An 18,429-nucleotide genomic window follows, 5' to 3' on the forward strand; every position below is an offset into this window, starting at 1 on the left:
CCTGGGGTTATACTGGATGGCAGACGCTGACATCGGGGAGTGCGAGATGGCCGGCCGATCCTTCAACCTGACCTCCCTCTACCGGATGACCGGCGGCCGCGACCTGTCCGAGTACGTGGTCGCCGCCGACTTCGACACCGACACCACGGTTCACCTCGATGGCGTCGCCGGGCGCCTGGTCACCGGTGCGCTGCGGTCCGACCGTCCAAAGTGGTCAGACCAGGTCACCTCGCTCACCGGCGGCCCGGCCGAGCTGCCGGGGGTGCACCCGTTCGCGGTTCTGTTGGTACCACTGGATTCCTGGACGTACGCGCTGACGTGGGGTTCGGGACACCTGTTGCTCGAGGACGAGTTCGTCGAGCAGGGTTTCGGGCTGCTGTTCGGGATCCGGCGGCTCAACTCCGAACGCCTTGGCCTGGTCGCGAGCGCGGCGCTGGACGCGTCCGCCCGCACGACGCAGACCTCCTATCCGGGCGGCAGCGACCTTTCCGGGTTCCGCCTCGAACCATACGGCGAACTCGTCACGCGGATGGCAGGCTCGGCCGACCTGCACGGGCTGACCTACGGCAAGTCGTACCGGATCAAGGTCGGCGACGCGCTCTGGGCGCCGTTCCCCACCACCGCAAGGGAACTGCTCGCGGATCTGCGGTCGGTCGGTGCGGTGGTGGACCAGCCGGACGAGCACTCGGCGCTGCGGTTCGTCGCGCAGGTCCGCCGCCTGACCCCGGCCGAACCGCACCTGCCCGAACTGAACCACCGCCTCGCCGAGGCGCTCGGTGGCGACGACCGGCACGGCCCGCTGGGACTGGCGTGGCCGAGCGAGATGGTCAACGAGGTCGAACAGGCCGGCGAGTTCACGATCAAAGGCCTGGGCGCGCCCGCCGGGATCGACGGTTCCATCGAGCTCGCGGACTTCACCGACCGCTTCGCCGAGATCCCTGTCGGGGAGCGGATCGACGTGCTGCGCAAGGCAAAGGTGTCGGCGGGGGACGAGACCGCGCGCGGAGTCGTCGCGGCGAAATGGTTCGCCTTCGAGACCACCATCGACCACGTCCGATACTGTTACCTGCAAGGAAAGTGGTTCAGGATCGGCGAGAACTACGTCGGCCGGATCCACGACCAGGTCGCCGCCCTGCTGGCCAGGCGGGCGAACCTGACCTTCCCGGTCTGGCGGCCGACCCGGCAGTCCGACGACGAGCACCAGTTCTGCCTGCGGATCGCCGCGCAGCCGGGATATCTGTGCCTGGACAAGGACTTCGCGACCACGCCCCTGCACCCCCGGTTCGAGCTGTGCGACATCCTCGGCCCGGGCAACGAACTGGTCCACGTCAAATGGCTGGGCCGCGCCCAAGCCGCGAGCCACCTGTTCATCCAGGCCCAGGTCTCCGCGGACGCGCTGCGCGACGAACCGGAGGCGATGCTCCAGCTCGCCGGCAAGATCCGCGAAGCCGACCCCGGCCGGATCCTCACCGACGTCCCGGACACCGTCGTGCTCGCGGGCGCCGGCCGGCCATGGAACGTCGCCACCCTGTTCACCCTGTCCCAGATCGCCCTGCTGCGCCTCGACCGGACCCTGCGCGGCCGGCGAATGACCCTCAAGTTCGCCGACATCCCGTTCGTGCCCAAGCGAAAGCAGATCCGCCGGGCCGCTTGACAACCCGGCGTAGGGTGAGACGGAGGAGCGGGCCACGGGAGGTGACGCGCTTGCCTCCGTGTGCGGTCTGCGTGCGCAACGGCCGGGATCCGGACGGGGAACGAGTGCTGCGCGTGCTGGCCGTGGACGACGAGGTCCCGGTGCTGGAGGAGCTGGTCTACCTGCTGCGGTCCGACCCGCGGATCGCCGCCGTGCAAGGCGTTTCCGACGCCACCGACGCGCTTCGCCTGCTGCACCAGGACCGCCCGCCGGACGCGGTGTTCCTCGACATCCGGATGCCCGGCCTGAGCGGGCTGGACGTGGCCCGGCTGCTGTCCAGGTTCGCCGACCCGCCGACGGTCGTGTTCGTCACCGCGCACGACGAGTTCGCCGCCGACGCCTTCGACCTGAAAGCCGTTGACTACCTGCGCAAGCCGGTCCGGCCGGAGCGGCTTTCCGAGGCGGTGCACCGGGTTCTGCACGCGGTGGACGAACGCCGCGGTCCCCGGCCCGAACACCCCGGCCGGCCGGACGCAGGCGAGGCCATCCCGGTGGAACTGGGCGGGACGACCCGGTTCATCAGGATCTCGGATGTGCGGCACGCGGACGCCTGCGGCGACTACGCGCGCCTGCACACCGCCAGCGGCAGCTTCCTGCTGCGTGTCCCGCTCACCACGCTCGCGGAACGCTGGCGGGACTCGGGTTTCGTCCGGGTGCACCGCAGCCACCTGGTGGCGCTGCGGTTCGTGGAGGACCTCACCCAGCACGACGGGCAGCTCACCGTGCTGGTCGGCGGGGTCCGGCTCGCGGTCAGCCGCCGGCATGCCCGCCAGGTTCGCGACCTGCTCGACCGGCACGCGAAGAACAGAGGTGGCCATGAGGCTTCGGAGACGGACCGGCACGGACCCGGTCGTCAGCCGGGCGACCTATGAGGCCCTGCACCGGGCCTGGTCGGCGGCACCGCCGCTGCGCCAAGGCCTGCAGCCGGTCAACGCCCGCAAGTCCGCCCGGCACCTGCGGTCCCTGCTCGGCACCCAGTCACTCCTGATCACCGACGTGTCGGAACTGGTGGCGTGGGACGGATCCGGCTTCGACTGCCACGGCGCCGCCGTGGTCTCGCACGCGATGTCGGTCCTGGAGACCGGGCGCAGCCGGATATTCGGCCGCAAACGGCTGGGCTGCACGACCCCCGACTGCCCGGCCCGGTACGCCGTGATCGCGCCGCTGACCGTGGACGAGCGCGTTGTCGGAACCCTGGGTGGCTGTGGCGCGGTCGGCTCGCCCGGGTTGGTGCGGGCCACGGTCGAGGTGTCGCGGTGGGTGTCCGGGCAGCTGGAACTGGCGGAGCTGGACCGGTCACGCAGCCGGCTGCTGGAGGCGGAGCTCACCGCGTTGCGGGCGCAGATCTCCCCGCACTTCATCTACAACTCGCTGACCGTGATCGCGTCGTTCGTGCGGACCGACCCGGACCGGGCGCGCGAACTGCTGCTGGAGTTCGCGGACTTCACCCGCTACTCCTTCCGGCGGCACGGCGAGTTCACCACGCTGGCCGAGGAACTGCGGTCGATCGACCAGTACCTGACCCTGCAACGCGCCCGCTACGGTTCCCGGCTGCGGGTCACCTTGCGGATCGCGCCCGAGGTGCTGCCGGTCGCGGTGCCGTTCCTGTGCCTGCAACCGTTGGTGGAGAACGCGATCCAGCACGGCATGGAAGGCAGGGCCGGTCCGGGACAACTGTCCATTGTGGCCTCCGATGAGGGGGTGGACGCGCACATCACGGTCGAGGACGACGGGGTCGGGATGGACCCGGAGGTGGTCCGGCGGGCGCTGGCCGGGCAGGAGATGTCCGGCATCGCCCTGGGCAACATCGACGAGCGGCTGCGGCACGTGTTCGGCGACGAGTACGGCCTGGTCGTGGAGACCGCGCTGGGCGCGGGAACCAAGGTGCACGTGCGGGTGCCGAAGTACCACGCCGGGGTTCAGGCGTCCTGATCGAGGATCGCCCGCAGCGACCTCAACCCGTAGTAGATACGGGACTTGACGGTGCCGACCGGGATCCCGAGCAGGGCCGCGGTGTCCGCAAGGGACAGTCCGGAGTAGTAGACGTGCGCCAGCACCTGGCGGTGCACCGGCGCCAACCGGGCCAGGGCACCCTGCATGACCTGAGCCTGTACGGTCTCGTCGATCCGGTCGCGGGCCTCGGGGATCCCGGCCAGCTCCGCCTCGCCGAGGACGGCGGGCCGCGTCCGCCGGGCCCGCCAGTGGTCGTTCACCAGGTTGCGGGCCACCGTGAACAGCCACGGCCGCACGGAGGAATGGCGGCTGTCCACGATCGCGGGCCGTTGCCAGGCCCGCACCAGGGTCTCCTGCACGACCTCCTCGGCGAGGTGCCGGTCGTTCGACGTCAGCTTGGCGACATACCGGCGCAGGGGCACGCCGTACTCCCGGATCACACCGGCCAGAGTCGGCTCGTCCATCACGGGGAGGGTCGTGCCCGCCATCGGAGCCTCCAAGAGGGGTCGCTGACATCACCAGCACCGCCCACGGTAGGCAGCAGGCCGGAAACAGGTAACCTCCGAGACTGTTTCCTGCGACAAAGGGCCCGCATCAGCGGCTTTGCGGACCACCGGCGGCGCGACCAGCGGTCGACCGTCCCGCGACGAACGGACAAGCGGCCAGGCCGGGCGCACTCACACCTGGTCGCCGACCGCGAGGCTGCCGTACGGGCGGGCGTGGGTGCGTCTGCGGACTTCCTCGAAGTGTTTGTGGACGGCCGTGGCGGCGGCGAGCGGGTCGCGGAGGATGAGGGCGTCGAGGATGGGCTGGTGGCGGTCGGCGGTGCTGGCGGCGGTCGGGAGGTCGCAGCCGAGCTCGGACTCGGCGGCGCGGTAGACCTCCCAGAACAGGCCGGTCAGCTCGCGGGCCAGGTCGAACCCGGCCTCGGCGCTGATCAGGTCGTGGAACTCGCGGTCCGCCGCCACACTGTCCGGCCCCTCGACCCGCATCCGGTCCACGCACTTCTCCAGCCGCGGAATCAGCTGGGGGCTGTGCTGCTCGGCCACCCGGCGGGTGAGCTCGGTCTCGATGATCTCCCGGACCTCCAGCAGGTCCCGCAGCCGGCTGAGGTCGTCGCCGCGCGTGCGGGTCCGGAACAGCAGCCACGTCTGCAGGGCCGCCGAACCCGCGCGGCCCACGAAGGTGCCGTAGCCATGCCGGATCTCGACGATGCCCAGCGCCTGCAGCGCCTTGATCGCCTCGCGCACCGAGTTGCGGCTGACCCCGATGTCCTGCATCAGGCTCAGCTCGGTCGGCATCGGCGCCCCGGGCGGCAGCGCCCGCTCGATGATCAGGTCGATGATCCGTTGGGTGATCTCTTCGCTCCGCTGCGGGCGCGCCACACAGTCTCCCCAGGCTCCGAGGGCGTTGTGACCAGACATCCTACGTCATACCTTTGGGTGTTCCCAGTTGTGAACGTCCCCTTGACCCGCTCTGGCCGTACCCCTAAAGTTCGCCGCAAGTCATAGGACGTCCCACGTCCCACAACCAGGGTGGCAAAGGAGCCGAGCGATGTCCCTCAGCCGGCGTGACATGCTGCGTTTCACCGGTCTGGCGGGCGCCGCGGCCGCGTTCTCGGCCGGTCTGGGCGCGTGCGGGGCCGGTCCGGCGTCCACGAACAAGGCCGCGTCGGCGGATTCGGTCACGGCGGTGCTCGGCTACGGCAACAACCAGACCTGGGACCCCCTGCAGACCGCCTCCGCCTTCGCGATGGCCGGGATCCTGCACGCCTACGAGTCCCTCGTGGAGGGTGACCCGATCACCCGCGAACCGTTCCCCGGCCTGGCCAAGGCCCTGCCGACGGACCTTACCGCGACCACGCTGAGGTTCGAGCTGCGGGACGGCGCGAAGTGGCACGACGGACAGCCGGTGACGGCCGATGACGTTGTGTTCACCTACGCCCGCGCGTTGAGCACCACGGAGAACGTGCTGGTGCACAGCTTCTTCGACCACTGGCTGGGCGAAGTCCGCAAGCTCGATGAGAAGTCCGTCGAGTTCGTCCTGAAAGCCCCGTTCCCGTATGCGTTGCAACGGATCCAGACCTGCAAGATCGTTCCCAAGCACGTGTTCGACGGCAAGTGGGCGGACGCGGTCGCGGGCAAGGTGGTCGGCTCCGGGCCGTACAAAGTCACCGAGCAGGCGCCGTTGAGCCACACCAGCTTCGAGCGGTTCGAGGAGTACAACGGTCCGCGACCGGCCGCTTACCGCAAGATGCTCTGGAAGTCCATTGTGGATGCCGCGCCCCGGGTGGCGGCCATCTCCGGCGCCAGGCCGGAGGCCCAGATCGTGGAGAACATCCCGCCTGCCAACGCCGACCAGCTGCGCAAAGCCGGTCGCACGGTGGAGTTCGCCGACGGCGGCAACAACCTGTTCCTGCTGTTCAACACCGCGCACGCGCCGTTCGGCGACAAGCTGGTCCGCCAGGCCCTGCACTACGCGATCGACGGCCGCAAGATGGTCGACGTCGGCCTGAAGGGCGCGGGCACCCCGGCGACCTCGTTCATCAACCCGAAGTTGCCATCGTCACAGCCCGCGGCCAACAGCTTCGGCTACGATCCCGCCAAGGCAAAGGATTTGCTGCGACAGGCTGGGGTCTCGGGGCTGAAGGTGACACTGTCCACAACGAACACCTCGCTGGTTGCCGACTGCGTGAAGGTGATCAAGGAGGGGTGGGACGCCATCGGCGTGGAGACCACTTTGGACTCGCAGGACACCAAGGCGCTGTTCTCCAAGCTGGACGCGGGCAACGACTTCCAGGTGGTGGCCACCACCAACAACCCGATGCAGTTCGGCAACGACCCGGACCTGCTGGTGCGCTACTACTACGCCTCGACGTCGACCCTGATGACCAAGTACGCCCGCTGGACGAACGCGGACGCGCAGGCTTTGCTGCAGCTGCAGGACAAGGCCGCTCTGGAGACCGACGAGGCCAAGCGCAAACAGCTGACCAGGCAGCTGCTGGACCTGATCTCGGAGCAGGCCGTGATCTACCCCGTGGTGTTCACCCAGCTGGGCACGGCGTGGGACGCGAAGGCCATCAGTGGCGTGCGTGCGCAGGGCTACCCCGGCATCTACCTCAACCAGGCCAAGCCGGTCTGACGCGATGGCCGTCGTCGTGCGGATGCTGCTCGGTCGCATCCTCGCCCTGATCCCGCTGCTGCTGGGCGTGATCCTGTTCGTGTTCGTGATCATGCGGTTCTCCCCGGTCGACCCGGCGCTGGCCGCGTTCGACGGTGCGAACGCGACGGCCGAGCAGCTCGCCCGGTTCCGCGCGGAGAACGGGCTCAACGACCCGCTTCTCCTGCGGTACGTGCACTTCGTGTGGCATCTCGTGCAGGGTGACTTCGGTACCAGCGTGATCACCAAGCAGTCGGTCGGTGCGACGATCGCGACCGCGTTGCCGTTGACCGTACAGCTCACCGTGCTGGGCCTGGCGATCGCGATCGTGATCTCGCTGGTGCTCGGCGTGACCTCCGCGCTGTTCCGGGATCGCTGGCCGGACCAGCTGATCCGGATCGTCACGCTCGCCGGCGTTGCGGCGCCCGCGTTCTGGGTGGCGCTGTTGCTGGTCCAGTGGCTCGCGGTCGGCCAGGGGATCTTCCCGACCAGCGGGTACGTCAGCATGAACGACTCGTTCGGCGGCTGGCTCAACTCGATGACCCTGCCCGCGGTGTCGCTGGCGCTTCCCGTCGCGGCGCAACTGACCCGGATCATCCGGACGTCGATGGTCGAGGAGCTCGACAAGGACTACGTGCGGACCGCGCGCGGCGGGGGACTGCCGCCGGTGGTCGTGGTGGGGCGCAACGTGTTGCGCAACGCGCTCGTGAACCCGTTGACCGTGCTGGGGTTGCGGGTCGGGTACCTGCTCGGCGGCGCGGTGGTGATCGAGACGATGTTCGCGCTGCCCGGCATGGGACAGAACATGATCCAGGCGGTGCTCGACGGCGACGTGTCCAAAGTGCAGGGTTTCGTGATCACCATCGCGGTCGGGTTCGTGCTGGTGAACCTGATCGTCGACGTGCTCTACCTGATCGCCAGCCCGCGGCTGAGGAGCCACTCGTGATGCGCCCGGGCCTGACGAAGCGCCTGTCCCGGCCGGGAATCCGGTTCGCCCGGCTGAACCTGGCGTCCTGGGTCGCCGTCGGCCTGCTGGCGATCCTCGTGCTCACCGCGGTCTTCGGGCCGCTGATCGCCACGCACAACCCGGACGCGCTGAGCACCGACACCGGCGGCCCGAGCGGGGCGCACTGGTTCGGCACGGATCAGTCGGGCCGGGACATCTTCTCCCGCTTGGTGTACGGCAGCCGCTGGTCGCTCGCGATCGGACTCGGCGCGACGCTTTTGGCGCTGCTGACCGGAGCGTTGATCGGCGCGCTGACCGCCACCGCGCGGCGGTGGGCGGACTCGGTTGTCATGCGGACTCTGGACGTCGTCATGGCGTTCCCGGGCATCGCATTGGCTGCCGTGCTGGTCGCGGTGTTCGGCCGCGGGATCCTCGTGCTGATCCTGGCGATCGGGTTCCTGAACATGCCCTCGGTGGCCCGGGTGGTCCGGGCCAATGTGCTCGCGCAGTACAGCGAGGACTACGTGGCCGCGGAGCGGATCATCGGCGCCAGGCGGTGGTTCATCCTGGTCAAGCACGTTGCGGTGAACTGTGCGGCGCCGGTGCTGGTGTTCTGCACGGTGATGGTCGCCGACGCGATCGTGTTCGAGGCCTCGCTGTCGTTCATCGGCGCGGGCATCCAGCCGCCCAACCCGTCCTGGGGGTCGGTGTTGGCCGATGGCAAGGACATGGTGCTGCTCGGCGGCTGGTGGGCCACGGTGTTCCCGGGCCTGCTGATCCTCGTCACCGTGCTGGCGCTGAACGTGTTGTCGGAGGGCATCTCCGACGCGTGGGCGGCGCCGTCGGCCCGCAGCGCCCAGGCGGGCGCGGCGGCGAAGGCCGAGGCCGCCGAGGAAGCGGCCGAGAACACCGAACCGGTGCTGCCGATCGCGGGTCTGCGCGAGGCCGGGGAGCGACTCAGCCGCACTGCCCGCGATCTCGACGGGCATCCGCCGGTGCTCGAAGTGGACGGTCTGACGATCGCGTTCCCGGAGCGGCACAACGGTGTCAACGTGGTGCAGGACGTGTCGTTCACCGTGCGGTCCGGTGAGGTGCTCGGCCTGATCGGCGAGTCCGGCTGCGGCAAGACGCTGACCTCGTTGTCCATCATGGGGTTGCAGCCCCGGACCGCGCGGGTGTCCGGGCAGATCCGCTTCGAGGGTCGTGATCTGCTCGCGTTGCGCCCGGGTGAGCTGCGCGCACACCTGGGCACCGACATCTCGATGATCTACCAGGACGCGCTCAGCTCGCTCAACCCGGCGATGACGATTCGCGCGCAGGTCAAGCAGTTCACCCGCCGCGGTGGCACCCGCAGGCCCGAGGAACTCCTCGAGCTGGTCGGCCTCGATCCACAGAGGACGCTCCGGTCGTACCCGCACGAGCTGTCCGGCGGGCAGCGGCAGCGGGTGCTGATCGCGATGGCGTTGTCCCGCAGCCCCAAGCTGATCGTCGCGGACGAACCGACCACGGCTTTGGACGTCACGGTGCAGGCGCAGGTCATGCGGTTGTTGCTGCGGCTGAAGGACGAGCTGGGGTTCGCGTTGATCCTGGTGTCGCACGACCTCGCGCTGGTGTCCGAAGTGGCCGATCGGGTCGTCGTGATGTACGGCGGGCAGGTGGCCGAGGTGGGTGCGACAGCGCGGATTGTCGGGTCTCCGCAGCATCACTACACGCGCGGCTTGCTCGGCGCGGTGCTGTCGCTGGAGGAGAACCAGGGCACACTGACCCAGATCAAGGGTGTCGTGCCTGCCCCGGCCGACTTCCCGGCCGGCTGCCGGTTCGCCGATCGGTGCCCTGCCGCGCGGGCGTTGTGCCGGGCCGAACCTCCGGTGCGGACGGGCGACACGTTGACCCACATGATCGCCTGCCACTTCCCGGCCGACCGCGAGCTGATCGGGGTGAGCCGTGAACCTGCTTGACCTCGACGGCGTCCATGTGGTGCACCGGATCCGGGCGGCGCGGCTGTTCGGCCACGCCAACGTCTACGCCCTCACCGACGCGAACCTGGTGATCAACCCCGGCGAGACCATCGGCGTGGTGGGGGAGTCGGGCTGTGGAAAGTCCACTTTGGCCAAGGTGATCGTCGGACTGCAACGACCCACCGCGGGAACGGTTCGCTACCAGGGACGGTCGCTGTGGGAGATGACCGCAGGGGAACGCGCCCGCGACTTCGGCTCGAACGTCGGCATGGTGTTCCAGGACCCATCGACGGCGTTGAACCGGCGGCTGTCGGTGGCCAAGATCATCCGGGATCCGTTGGACGTGCACAACTCCGGCACACCACAGTCGCGAGCGGACCGGGTGCGCGAGCTGATGTCGTTGGTGGGCCTCCCGGACAGCGTCGCCGAGGCCGTACCCGGTCAGCTGTCCGGCGGGCAGCGGCAGCGGGTCGCGATCGCACGCGCGTTGGCGTTGAACCCTGCTCTGCTGGTGGCCGACGAGCCGACGTCCGCCTTGGACGTTTCGGTGCGCGCGCAGATCCTGAACCTGCTGATCTCGCTGCGGGAACGGCTGGGCCTGGCGATGGTGTTCGTGTCGCACGACATCCAGACCGTGCGCAAGATGAGCGACCGGATCGTCACGATGTACCTCGGCCGGGTGGTGGAGGAGGCGCCGGTCGCCGAGATCCCCGCCGCGGCCCACCATCCGTACACACGGGCACTGTTCTCGGCCACTCCCAGCCTGCTGCACGCGGTCGAGCCGATCGTGCTGACCGGGCCGGTGCCGTCGGCCACCGCGCCGCCCAGCGGCTGCACGTTCCGCACGAGGTGTCCCAAAGCGACGGACGAGTGCGGGGCATCGTTGCCCCCGCTCGCCATGGCCGCGAGCGGGCACACGTTTCGCTGCATTCACCCTGACTGAAAGGGACCTCCGGACATGAGACCCCGCGCACGGCTGGCAGCTGTGCTCGTGATCGGGCTGTCGTTGCTCACTCCGGTGCAGCAGGCGACGGCTGCGCCCTTCTACGAACAGCAGGTGCTGTTCAAGGCTTCGCAGGATCCCGGCTACTCGTGTTTCCGGATCCCGGCGATCGTCAAGGCGAAGTCCGGTGCGCTGCTGGCGTTCGCCGAGGGGCGGGTGAACAACTGCGGTGACACCGGGGATATCGACGTCGTGCTCAAGCGGTCCACCGACGGCGGCAGGCACTGGACGCCCCTGACGGTCGTGAACTCAGGCAACGGCGATACCCACGGCAACCCGGTGCCCATTGTGGACGCTGACTCCGGCAAGGTCGTCCTGGTCACCACGTACAACAAGGGCCGCTTGGACGACAGGGGCTGTGACATCCCGTGCCCGCGTACGCCGCACGTCCAGTTCAGCACGGACGAGGGGCTGACCTGGTCGGCGCCGAAGGACATCAGCGCCCAGGCCAAGCTGCCGGAGTGGGACTCCTGGTACGCCTCCGGCCCGGTGCACGGCATCCAGCTCGCCAAGGGCCCGCACGCCGGCCGGATGGTCTTCGGGTTCAACGCGGAGACCAGTGACGGCACGCATTCCGTCGCCAACCACGCCGGTCTGATCTACAGCGACGACGACGGCGACTACTGGCACATCGGCGCTGTTTCCTCGTTCCCGCACCCCGTCGGCGGCACGTACACCCAGAAGCCTTCCGAGGTCACGGTTGTGGAGCTGCCGGACGGCTCGGTCTACGCGAACGGCCGGGAACAAGGCGGAACCGACCTCGGCAACCGCGACTACGCGGTCAGCAAGGACGGCGGCGAGACCTTCAGCACGCCGTTCACCACCATCCCGGACCTGGTCACGCCGATGGTCCAGGGTTCGGCGCTGCGGCTGGAGCGGCCCGGCCTGGGCGAGCGGATCCTGTTCTCGTCCCCTTCGGACACCGACCGGCGCCGCTGGATGGCCATCCGTTCCTCCTACGACAACGCCAGAACCTGGGAGAACGCCGACCAAGGCACCCGCATCACCACCGACTGGTCGGGCTACTCGGACCTCGTGCAGATCACCGGCACCGCCAACCCCGAGATCGGCCTGATCTACGAGGGCGGCGCGGCCGATGCCCGCGACGAGATCCGGTTCGGCCGGTTCACCGAGGACTACCTGGGCTGGCGCAAATCCGGGGGTCCGGCCACCCCGGATGTCTCGCCCACCAACGCGGACAGCAACGTCGTGGGCTCGACCACAGTCACCACAGGCAAGTTCACCAAGGCCATCGCGCTCAACGACGACTTCGTCCGCGTTCCTTACAAACCAGCGCTGGCCGTCGGCGACGACGACTTCACGTGGTCGAGCTGGTTCCGTTATGGCGCCACGAAAACTCCTCAGGTCATCTTCTGGCTGGGCGGCATGGGCAACACCGCGCCGCAGATCTGGCTGCGCGGCGAACCGGCCAACAACCGCCTGATCGCCCTGATGACCACCGCCAACGGCAGCAAGTCGATCGAGACCACCAAGGCCTACGACGACCAGGCCTGGCACCACATCGCCCTCCAACGCGCCGCCGGCCAGCTGAAGATGTGGGTCGACGGCACCCAGGTGGCCGCCGGCCCGGACATCGCCGGCTCGGTCACCGAAACCGTGTCCTTCCAACTCCTCCTCGGCCAACGCCTCGACGGCCAGTACCGCTGGAACGGCGCCTTCGACGACACCCGCCTCTACCACCGCGCCCTGACCACCACCGAACTCACCCGCATCCGCCAGGCCAACGATCCGCTCACAAACGGCCTGGTTCTGCGTTTGCCGTTCGACGCCGTCGGTTAACCCTTGCATGCATGGGTAGTCCTCCGGGGACGGAAAGGAGGGCTACCCATGCGCGCGGTTGTCCTGAACTGCACTTTGAAGCGGTCGCCGGAGGAGTCCAACACGGACAAGCTGGCCGCGGTGGTGGCTGCTGGGTTGCGGGACAAGGGTGCCCGGGTGGATACGTACCGGGTGGTCGACCACCACGTGGTTCCTGGGGTGGTCACTGATGCGGGGGATGGGGACCAGTGGCCGCAGCTGCATGACGCGTTGGTGCAGGCGGAGATCCTGGTTGTGGCCACGCCGACGTGGGTGGGGCATCCGTCTTCGGTGGCGCAGCGGGTGCTGGAGCGGATGGACGCCATGATCTCGGAGACCGGTGATGATGGGCAGCCGGTGGCGTACAACAAGGTCGCGGGTGTTGTGGTGACCGGTAACGAGGACGGCGCCCATCACGTGATCAGTGAGATCGCCGGGGCGCTCGGCGATATCGGGTACACGATTCCGGGGCAGGCGTGGACGTACTGGAACATGGGACCCGGCCCTGGGCCGAGCTATGCCGACACCGACCACGGGCACCAGTGGTCGCACAAGACCGCCGCGACCATGGCGAACAACCTCTATGGGGTCGCCGCCGCACTGCAGTCGATGCCGATAAAATGACGCCGAATCAAATGAGCTGAGCCGTCTCGCGGGCGATCTCCAGCTCCTCGTGGGGTTCCACGGCAAGCACCGGGATGGGTGCGTGGGGTGACGAGATGATGGTGTCCTCGGTGGGGTTCGGGTTCAACGCCGCCGGGATGCCCAGCCGGGTGAGCCCCCGGCAGACGGCCGCGCGGACCTCCGGCTGGTCCCAGCCGATCTCGCCGGTGAAGACCAGGCCATCGATGCGCGGCAGGTTCACCGACATCGCCGCGAGGGCCTGGCTCACCCGGTGGGTGAACACGCCCAGCGCGAGATCACAGTGTTCGCGCACGAGATCCCTGGTGTCGCTGGAGAACCCGCCGGACAGGCCGAGCAGGCCCGATTCGTGGTACAGGCCTTCGCGCACCTCATCGAGGCTCATCCGCTCGAGCAACCACAACAGCATGCCCGGATCCACACTGCCGGACCGGGTGCTCATCGGCACACCCTCCAACGGCGTGAACCCCATCGAGGTGTCCACACTGGACCCGTCCCGCACCGCGCACACCGAGCACCCGCCACCCAGGTGCGCCAGCAGGAGGCTCACCTCCGAGGCGGGCCGGTCCAGGATGGCGGCCGCCCGGGAGGTCGCCCAGGCATAGGAAAGACCGTGGAAACCGTACCGGCGGAGCCCGTACCTGGCCCGCCACTCCGCTGGGAGCGGGTAGGTGATGGCGACGTCGCCCAGTGAGGCGTGGAAGGCAGTGTCGGGGCAGAGCACGTGCGGCACGCCGGGAAACCGCTCCCGCGCCATGTCCAGGAGTTTCAGCGTGATGGGCACATGCAACGGTGCCAGTGCGGCTGCTTCCTCCACTTTGGACAGTACTTTATCGGTGACCACGGTCGGCTGGCGAAGGTGAGGTCCACCGTGGACAAGCCGATGACCGACCGCGTCGACCGAGCCGGTCAGCTCCAGCTTGGCGAAAGCGTCGGCGGAGTGCCCTTCCTGGGTCACGGCTGTGATGACCTTGCCGGACTCGACGACGTGCACCTGCAGGCTGTTCGATCCCGGGTTGACTGTCAGGATGATGGTGCCCACCGCCACTCGGTCACCTCACGGGGGTCGACGCCGTCCCGCCAGGCCTTGTCCCGCACCAGGTCCCGCGTGGCCAGCAGCGAGTCCGCCACCTGGGCTCCCCGGCCACGCCAGGCCCGGCGCACCGCGTCGGCGGCGAGGTCGAACCGGCTCATCTCGTTGCTCACCAGAAGGTCGAACGGCGTGGTGGTGGTGCCTTCCTCCTGGTAGCCGTGCACGTGGAACCGCTGGGGGGTACGTCTGCCGTGCAGCACCTCGTGAACCGCGGACGGGTACCCGTGGAACGCCATCACCACGGGGATCTCGGTGCCGAAACACCGGGTGAACGCGTCGATGGGCAGCCCGTGGGGGTGCTGGTCCGGCGGCGCCAGCGCCAGCAGGTCGACGATGTTCACCGTCCGCACCCGCAGATCCGGCGCATGCTGGCGAAGCAGAGCCGCCGCGGCCAGGGTTTCCACGGTGGGAACGGTTCCCGCGCATGCCAGCACGACCTCGGGGCTGCCCGGGGTGGACGCCCACTCCCACACCGAGGCGCCCGCCTCACAGTGGGCGGCCGCGGCATCGGGGTCCAGCCACACCGGGTACGGCTGTTTGCTGGCGACGACGAGGTTGATCCGGCCGGTCCCGCTGAGGCAGCGCCGCATGGTGTACAGCAACGTGTTCGCGTCCGGCGGCAGGTACACCCGCGACACCGAGGCCTTGCGGGTCAGGATGTTGTTGATGAACCCCGGCCCCTGATGGCTGTAGCCGTTGTGCTCCTGCCGCCAGCCCTCGCTGGTGAGCAGGTAGTTCAGGCTGGCCACCGGCACCCGCCACGGCACCTCGGCGGACATCTTGAGGAACTTGGCGTACTGGTTCACCATCGAGTCCACAATGGACGCGAACGCCTCGTAGCACGGGAACAACCCGTGCCGCCCGGTGAGCACGTAGCCCTCCAGGATGCCTTGGCAGATGTGCTCGGACAGCACTTCCACCACCCGGCCGTCCGGCGCCAGGTTCTCCGCGTACCCGTCGAACGACCAGGTGAACGCCCGGTCGGTGGTGTCCAGGATGGCGCCGAGCTTGTTGGACTCCAGCTCGTCCGGGCAGACGACCCGGAAGTCGCGCCGGTCCTCGGTGGCGCCGACGAGTTCGGCCAGCCACCCGCCGAGCGTCTCGTTGGCGCTGACGACCTCGCCCGCGCCGTGCATGTGCTTCTCGATCGAGGGCAACGGCAGGTCCTCGCGCAGCAGCCCGCCGTTGGCCTGCGGGACCTGGCCCAGCCGAAGGTGCCGGGGCGGGATCTCGTCCAGCAGGTCGGGAAGTGGCTCGCCGGACGGGGAGAACAGCTCGTCCGGCCGGTAGGACCGCAGCCACGTCTCCAGAACGTCGAGCTGGTCCGGGGAAACGGGCACCTGGTGGGCGTGGAACGTGCCGGCCAGAGCGGTGCCGTGGTCGTCGTGGCCGGGCAGGCCCCAGCCCTTGGGGGTACGCAGGATGATCATCGGCCGGGCGGCCAGCGCGGCCTGCGCCAGGTCGAGCGTCTCGGCCAGCAGCAGGTCCGGATCGCGGCTCTGCGTGACGTCCACGATCCGCGGCGACCAGCCGGCGCCCCGGAAGTACGACATCAGCTCGCCGTCGCTCATCGCCGCGAACACCGTGGGCGAGGAGATCTTGTAGCCGTTGAGGTGCAGGATCGGCAGCACCGCGCCGCCGGTGTCCAGGTCGAGGAACTTCGTGACCTGCCAGGACGCGGCGGTCGGCCCGGTCTCGGCCTCACCGTCGCCGACGATGCACGCCACCATCAGGCCGGGATCGTCCAGCGCGGCACCCGCCGCCGTCGCCAGGGCGTAACCCAGCTCGCCGCCTTCGTGGATCACCCCGGGGACCTGCGGCGCAAGGTGGCTGGGAAACCCGCCGGGCCAGGAGAACCGCCGGACCAGCTCGGTCATCCCGGCCCCGTCCAACGACAACGCCGGGTCGTACACGGCGTGGGTGCCCTCCAGCCACAGGTTGGCGTGCACGGCCGGAGCGCCGTGACCCGGCCCGGTGACCAGCAGGGTCCGCTGACCGGACCGGGAGACCAGCCCGTTGAGTCCACTGTAGACCAGGTTGATGCCAGGACAGGTGCCCCAGTGGCCCAGCAGCCGGGGCTTGAGGTGCTCGGGCTTGAGCGGCTCGCGCAACATCACGTTGTCCCGCAGGTAGATCATGCAGGTGGCCAGATAGTCGCACGCGCGCCGGTACCGCTGGCTCATAGAGGTTGGCTACCCGCGGGAGTGACTGGCAACCGTTGGAGGTTTGACGGATTTGCGTGGAGCCGACTCTATAGCCGTGATCGATGACGTGCGTGACTACCTGGCCGACGTCAGCAGGCAGGCCGGGGTGGGGCTGGAGTCGTGCTGCTGGGGCTGGGACTCCCCGGCCTGGGGGTACATCGCCCTCGACTGGCGGTTGAACGGGCGCGACGTGGCGCTGGTCTGGGACGAGACGACCGGGTGGGCGATCGCCACCGAGACCGACGGCGCCGAACTGGACATCGTGGCTCACCTGGACGGTGAGATCACGCCACCCGCGAGCACGGTCGCCCAGTTCGCGGCGACGCTGCGCTCGGAGGTGCCCTGGGCGCCGCTGACGGCCGCGGGCTAACGGTTGCCGGTGAGCGCGTCCCGGACGGTCTCGACCAGGTGGTTGCCGAGGCCGAGCGGGACGCCTTGGCGGTCACGGGCGGTGGGGTGCGGCCGGGAGGGTGCGATGTCCTTGGTGTGCACCATCTGCTTGCCCAGCTCGTGCAGATCCTGTGCGGACAGGGCGTTGCGCAGCCGGGGGAGCAGGGTCTCGTTCTGCCGGTGGATGTGCTTGCGCACGGCGGCGGTGAGTTTGGTCAGGGACAGCTCGAACCGGGCCGCGGCGGGGGACACGTTCTCCAGAGCTGTCATGGACTTCTCCGCCGCCGCACGTAACCTCTTGGCCTGCTCCGCGATCGCCTCGCCGTCCGGCAGGTGCGAGCGGACCGCCGGGAACAGGTAGCTCTCCTCGGCCACCAGGTGCCGCTCCAGCTCGGTGATCAGGTGATCGGCGAGCGCACGTCTGTTCTCCGGGCTCGTGGTGGTGGTTTCCAGCTCGTACAACAGGCTTTCGATGTGCTCGTGGTCCTTCTGGATCACCCTGATCAGATCGTTCATGCAAGTCACGTACCCGGGCTGTCCGTCGGTTAATCCGGGGTTGGCACAGCGGCGGCCGGGTACACGACAGACATGGTCAGCATCGGATATTTCCTGTCCAGCGAGGAATTCGGCCCTCGTGACCTGGTGAAACAGGCCAGAATGGCGGAGCAGGCCGGGTTCGAGCGGCTGTGGGTCTCCGACCACTTCCACCCGTGGAACCACGAACAGGGCAACAGCCCGTTCGTGTGGTCGGTGATCGGCGCGCTCGCCGAAGCGACCAGCCTGCCGATCGCCACCGCGGTGACCTGCCCGACCATGCGGATCCACCCGGTCATCATCGCCCAGGCCGCGGCGACCGCCGCCGTCCAGCTGGAGGGCCGGTTCGTGCTCGGCGTGGGCTCCGGCGAGGCGCTCAACGAGCACATCCTCGGCGACCACTGGCCGCCGGCCGCGGTCCGGCTGGCGATGCTGGAGGAGGCCGTCGAGGTGATCCGGGCCCTGCACCGCGGCGGCGAGGTCGACTACCGCGGCAAGTACTACCGCGTGGAGAACGCGCAGCTGTTCACGTTGCCCGACGAGCCGGTGCCGATCTACGTCTCCGGCTTCGGCCCGCGCTCGGCCGCGCTGGCCGGGCGGATCGGTGACGGCTTCATGTCGGTCATGCCGGAGTCCGAGCTGGTGCGCAGGTTCCGCGAGTCCGGCGGCGGGGAGCGGCCCGCCCAGGGCGGGTTCAAGGTGTGCTACGCGCCGAGCAGGGAGCAGGGCATCGAGACGGCACACCGGTTGTGGCCCAACGAGCAGGTGCCCGGCGAGCTGGCGCAGATACTGCCAACGCCACGGCACTTCGAGCAAGCGTCCACTTTGGTCACCCCGGAGATGGTCGCCGAGGCGGTGCCGTGCGGTCCGGACCCGGACGCCGTGGCCGCGCGAGTTCAGTCCTTTGTGGACGCTGGCTACGACCACGTCCACATCCAGCAGATCGGCCCGGACCAGGAGGCGTTCTTCGAGTTCTGGGCCAACGAGGTGCGGCCTCGGGTGCGCGAGGCCGTGCCGTCGGGAGGTGCTTGAGAAC

Annotated in this window: 16 protein-coding genes; 11 read left to right on the top strand and 5 right to left on the bottom strand. The window is 69.1% G+C overall.

The genetic code is table 11. The features are described 5' to 3' along the window. Positions 1 to 16 precede the first annotated feature (16 nt). Genes AB0J95_RS47860 through AB0J95_RS47870 form a run of 3 tightly spaced genes read left to right on the top strand, consistent with a single transcriptional unit; the run spans position 17 to position 3,625 of the window. The gene (locus tag AB0J95_RS47860) at positions 17 to 1,654 is read left to right on the top strand and encodes a TIGR04141 family sporadically distributed protein (protein WP_364773092.1); all 1,638 of its coding nucleotides are present in this window, start codon (positions 17 to 19) and stop codon (positions 1,652 to 1,654) included. Positions 1,655 to 1,695: 41 nt separating this feature from the next. Continuing rightward, positions 1,696 to 2,565 carry a LytTR family DNA-binding domain-containing protein gene (locus AB0J95_RS47865; protein WP_364773094.1) on the top strand — a complete coding sequence of 290 codons (870 nt, stop codon included), beginning with the start codon at positions 1,696 to 1,698 and terminating at the stop codon, positions 2,563 to 2,565. Further along, on the top strand, positions 2,510 to 3,625 hold the full coding sequence (locus AB0J95_RS47870) for a histidine kinase (protein WP_364773096.1): 1,116 nt from the start codon (positions 2,510 to 2,512) through the stop codon (positions 3,623 to 3,625). Before AB0J95_RS47865 ends, AB0J95_RS47870 begins: the two co-directional genes overlap by 56 nt. On the opposite strand, the gene AB0J95_RS47875 is transcribed toward AB0J95_RS47870, so the two are convergent. Both AB0J95_RS47875 and AB0J95_RS47880 read right to left on the bottom strand, forming a co-directional pair. After that, on the bottom strand, positions 3,613 to 4,110 hold the full coding sequence (locus tag AB0J95_RS47875) for a sigma-70 family RNA polymerase sigma factor (RefSeq protein ID WP_364773097.1): 498 nt from the start codon (positions 4,108 to 4,110) through the stop codon (positions 3,613 to 3,615). The two genes, AB0J95_RS47870 and AB0J95_RS47875, sit on opposite strands and share 13 nt — an antisense overlap. A gap of 213 nt (positions 4,111 to 4,323) precedes the next feature. After that, complete coding sequence (locus AB0J95_RS47880; RefSeq protein ID WP_364773099.1) at positions 4,324 to 5,031, bottom strand: FadR/GntR family transcriptional regulator; 708 nt, start codon at positions 5,029 to 5,031, stop codon at positions 4,324 to 4,326. 169 nt (positions 5,032 to 5,200) lie between these two features. Between AB0J95_RS47880 and AB0J95_RS47885 the strand changes: the two genes are divergently transcribed. The 6 genes from AB0J95_RS47885 to AB0J95_RS47910 are packed head-to-tail and all read left to right on the top strand — an operon-like array spanning position 5,201 to position 13,154. Then, positions 5,201 to 6,787: an ABC transporter substrate-binding protein gene (locus AB0J95_RS47885; RefSeq protein ID WP_364773100.1), complete on the top strand. Its 1,587-nt coding sequence runs from the start codon at positions 5,201 to 5,203 to the stop codon at positions 6,785 to 6,787. Positions 6,788 to 6,791: 4 nt separating this feature from the next. After that, a complete protein-coding gene (locus AB0J95_RS47890; protein WP_364773102.1) occupies positions 6,792 to 7,751 on the top strand; it encodes an ABC transporter permease in 960 nt (319 codons plus the stop codon). After that, positions 7,751 to 9,709, top strand: coding sequence for a dipeptide/oligopeptide/nickel ABC transporter permease/ATP-binding protein (locus AB0J95_RS47895; RefSeq protein WP_364773225.1), 1,959 nt, complete (start codon positions 7,751 to 7,753; stop codon positions 9,707 to 9,709). The genes AB0J95_RS47890 and AB0J95_RS47895 overlap by 1 nt, the downstream gene beginning before the upstream one ends. Continuing rightward, positions 9,696 to 10,652 carry an ABC transporter ATP-binding protein gene (locus AB0J95_RS47900; RefSeq protein WP_364773103.1) on the top strand — a complete coding sequence of 319 codons (957 nt, stop codon included), beginning with the start codon at positions 9,696 to 9,698 and terminating at the stop codon, positions 10,650 to 10,652. Before AB0J95_RS47895 ends, AB0J95_RS47900 begins: the two co-directional genes overlap by 14 nt. 15 nt (positions 10,653 to 10,667) lie before the next feature. Continuing rightward, complete coding sequence (locus AB0J95_RS47905) at positions 10,668 to 12,512, top strand: sialidase family protein (protein WP_364773105.1); 1,845 nt, start codon at positions 10,668 to 10,670, stop codon at positions 12,510 to 12,512. A gap of 48 nt (positions 12,513 to 12,560) precedes the next feature. Continuing rightward, positions 12,561 to 13,154, top strand: coding sequence for a flavodoxin family protein (locus AB0J95_RS47910; protein ID WP_364773106.1), 594 nt, complete (start codon positions 12,561 to 12,563; stop codon positions 13,152 to 13,154). A 7-nt stretch (positions 13,155 to 13,161) separates the two neighbouring features. On the opposite strand, the gene AB0J95_RS47915 is transcribed toward AB0J95_RS47910, so the two are convergent. Then, positions 13,162 to 14,220 (bottom strand): acetate/propionate family kinase, encoded by a 1,059-nt coding sequence (locus AB0J95_RS47915; protein ID WP_364773108.1) that lies wholly within the window; start codon positions 14,218 to 14,220, stop codon positions 13,162 to 13,164. Further along, positions 14,196 to 16,448, bottom strand: coding sequence for a phosphoketolase family protein (locus AB0J95_RS47920; protein ID WP_364773109.1), 2,253 nt, complete (start codon positions 16,446 to 16,448; stop codon positions 14,196 to 14,198). The genes AB0J95_RS47915 and AB0J95_RS47920 overlap by 25 nt, the downstream gene beginning before the upstream one ends. A gap of 76 nt (positions 16,449 to 16,524) precedes the next feature. Here AB0J95_RS47920 and AB0J95_RS47925 point away from each other — a divergent pair, with 76 nt between their 5' ends. Continuing rightward, positions 16,525 to 16,839, top strand: a complete 315-nt coding sequence (locus AB0J95_RS47925; RefSeq protein ID WP_364773110.1) for a DUF6292 family protein — start codon at positions 16,525 to 16,527, stop codon at positions 16,837 to 16,839. Here the strand turns inward: AB0J95_RS47925 and AB0J95_RS47930 are convergent. Continuing rightward, complete coding sequence (locus AB0J95_RS47930) at positions 16,836 to 17,375, bottom strand: hemerythrin domain-containing protein (protein ID WP_364773112.1); 540 nt, start codon at positions 17,373 to 17,375, stop codon at positions 16,836 to 16,838. The two genes, AB0J95_RS47925 and AB0J95_RS47930, sit on opposite strands and share 4 nt — an antisense overlap. A 72-nt stretch (positions 17,376 to 17,447) precedes the next feature. Here AB0J95_RS47930 and AB0J95_RS47935 point away from each other — a divergent pair, with 72 nt between their 5' ends. Continuing rightward, a complete protein-coding gene (locus AB0J95_RS47935) occupies positions 17,448 to 18,425 on the top strand; it encodes a TIGR03557 family F420-dependent LLM class oxidoreductase (protein WP_364773113.1) in 978 nt (325 codons plus the stop codon). The last annotated feature ends 4 nt before the right edge of the window (positions 18,426 to 18,429 follow it).

It is taken from the genome of Actinocrispum sp. NPDC049592, from assembly GCF_040675465.1.
Lineage (GTDB): Bacteria > Actinomycetota > Actinomycetes > Mycobacteriales > Pseudonocardiaceae > Kibdelosporangium.

Bases quoted from the DNA above. Each gene is read 5' to 3' on its own strand.
- AB0J95_RS47860 (WP_364773092.1), top strand. From the start codon at position 17: ATGGCAGACGCTGACATCGGGGAGTGCGAGATGGCCGGCCGATCCTTC.
- AB0J95_RS47870 (WP_364773096.1), top strand. From the start codon at position 2,510: ATGAGGCTTCGGAGACGGACCGGCACGGACCCGGTCGTCAGCCGGGCG.
- AB0J95_RS47875 (WP_364773097.1), bottom strand. From the start codon at position 4,110: ATGGACGAGCCGACTCTGGCCGGTGTGATCCGGGAGTACGGCGTGCCC.
- AB0J95_RS47885 (WP_364773100.1), top strand. From the start codon at position 5,201: ATGTCCCTCAGCCGGCGTGACATGCTGCGTTTCACCGGTCTGGCGGGC.
- AB0J95_RS47890 (WP_364773102.1), top strand. From the start codon at position 6,792: ATGGCCGTCGTCGTGCGGATGCTGCTCGGTCGCATCCTCGCCCTGATC.
- AB0J95_RS47895 (WP_364773225.1), top strand. From the start codon at position 7,751: ATGCGCCCGGGCCTGACGAAGCGCCTGTCCCGGCCGGGAATCCGGTTC.
- AB0J95_RS47905 (WP_364773105.1), top strand. From the start codon at position 10,668: ATGAGACCCCGCGCACGGCTGGCAGCTGTGCTCGTGATCGGGCTGTCG.
- AB0J95_RS47910 (WP_364773106.1), top strand. From the start codon at position 12,561: ATGCGCGCGGTTGTCCTGAACTGCACTTTGAAGCGGTCGCCGGAGGAG.
- AB0J95_RS47920 (WP_364773109.1), bottom strand. From the start codon at position 16,448: ATGAGCCAGCGGTACCGGCGCGCGTGCGACTATCTGGCCACCTGCATG.
- AB0J95_RS47930 (WP_364773112.1), bottom strand. From the start codon at position 17,375: ATGAACGATCTGATCAGGGTGATCCAGAAGGACCACGAGCACATCGAA.
- AB0J95_RS47935 (WP_364773113.1), top strand. From the start codon at position 17,448: ATGGTCAGCATCGGATATTTCCTGTCCAGCGAGGAATTCGGCCCTCGT.